2 protein-coding genes are annotated in these 1,403 nt (G+C 71.5%); both read right to left on the bottom strand.

Features of this window, described 5'->3' with window-relative positions:
• Positions 1-42: 42 nt before the first annotated feature.
• Positions 43-753 (bottom strand): YcnI family protein, encoded by a 711-nt coding sequence (locus ACFVDI_RS28660; protein ID WP_378912273.1) that lies wholly within the window; start codon positions 751-753, stop codon positions 43-45.
• A 65-nt stretch (positions 754-818) separates the two neighbouring features.
• Positions 819-1,340, bottom strand: a complete 522-nt coding sequence (locus ACFVDI_RS28655) for a cell division protein FtsQ (RefSeq protein ID WP_378912274.1) — start codon at positions 1,338-1,340, stop codon at positions 819-821.
• Positions 1,341-1,403 lie beyond the last annotated feature (63 nt).

Here is a 1,403-nt window from a genome sequence, read left to right as displayed (position 1 = left end):
GGCCCCGGTGGTCGGGGCCCGGCCGGCGCGTCAGGGAAGCACTCACGCCTTACGACGCCCCAGCGCGAGGGCGGTCGTGCCCGCGATCAGGCCGAGGATGCCGGCGCCGGCGCCGACACCGCCCCACAGGTTGCTGTCGTCGTCCTCGGTCTGCACGGCTGCGGCCGGCTCGGCCTTCTCGGCAGACTCCTCGGCACCGTGGCCGTGACCGTCCTCGGACTCGGCTGCGGTGACCTCGAAGGACGGAGCCGGGTTCTCCGGCTCCTCGGTGGCGCCCTCGGGAGCCTCCTCGATCCAGGCGGTCTCGCCCTTCACACAGGTCTGGATGACCGGGAAGGCGAGCGTGCCCTCCTCCTCGGGCAGCTGCAGGGAGACCTCGAAGGCGTCCCGCTGACCGTCGGGCAGTGGCGTCTTGGCGGTGTAGACGACGGTCGAGTCGCGCTCGGTGATCTTGTTGCCGTGGGCGTCCTCGATCGGCTCGGCGAGCTTCTCGGTGACCACCTTGACGTCGTAGAACGGCTGCCGGGTGGGCGTCACGTCGTTGATCCCCTCGGGGACCTGGATCGTGATCTGCTTGGTCGGTGAGCCTTCGCAGCCATGGCCGTTGCTGAAGGTCAGCACGGTGTAGGCGCCGGCGGCCGTCTCGGTCGGGGTGACCGTGACGTGCGCGGAGGCGGGAGCGGCGACCAGGAACGTGATGGCCGCGGCGGCGATCGTGGGCGCGCCGAGGCGCGCGAGGGTACGTCGAGACATGGTGGGTGCTTTCTGTGGAGTGTCTGCATGGTCGGGCGTGGGTGCCCAGGTGTCGGGTCGGGTCCTCAGGCGAGGACCGGCGGCCCGCGGCCGGCAGCGACGTACGTCCACAGGTGGTTGCGCAGAACGATCGTCTGCGTCAGGGGGAGAAGGCGGAGCGGGATCGGGATCCGCGGCGTCGTGAGCGCCCGGGAGATGACCCGCCAGGCCCGGCGGTGCAGCAGCCAGACCACGACGGTGAGCACCGCGGCCGTGGCGTGCGCGACCAGCATCGAGGTGTCGCCCGTGCCGCTGTTGTGCGCGTGGGCGGCAGGGGCTGCGTACGCCTCGAATGCCTCGTGCATCCCCAGCTGTGCCGCTCCGGCCAGCACTGCTCCCAGGACGATCCCGACTCGCTGCTGCAGCACCACGACGCTTGCGCCGAAGGCAGCGAAACCCGTCGCGAGCAGCCACAACGCGTCCGGCAGCTCCCCACCGCCGGCCAGGTGGGCCAGGCTGGAACCGGTGGTGATCTCCACCGCCGCGAGCAGCGCCAGCCACACGCTTCCGCGCGTCGGCCGCACCACCCTCAGATCCACGCCGGACATTGTCGCAGACACGCCGAGCCGTCACGTACGTCGGCCGAGACGTCACACCCGTGACGTCCCGGC

The sequence above is a fragment of the Nocardioides sp. NPDC057767 genome (assembly GCF_042798275.1).
Taxonomy (GTDB): domain Bacteria; phylum Actinomycetota; class Actinomycetes; order Propionibacteriales; family Nocardioidaceae; genus Nocardioides.
Note: the sequence above shows the minus strand (reverse complement) of the source record. Positions and strands in the feature narration are given on the sequence as shown.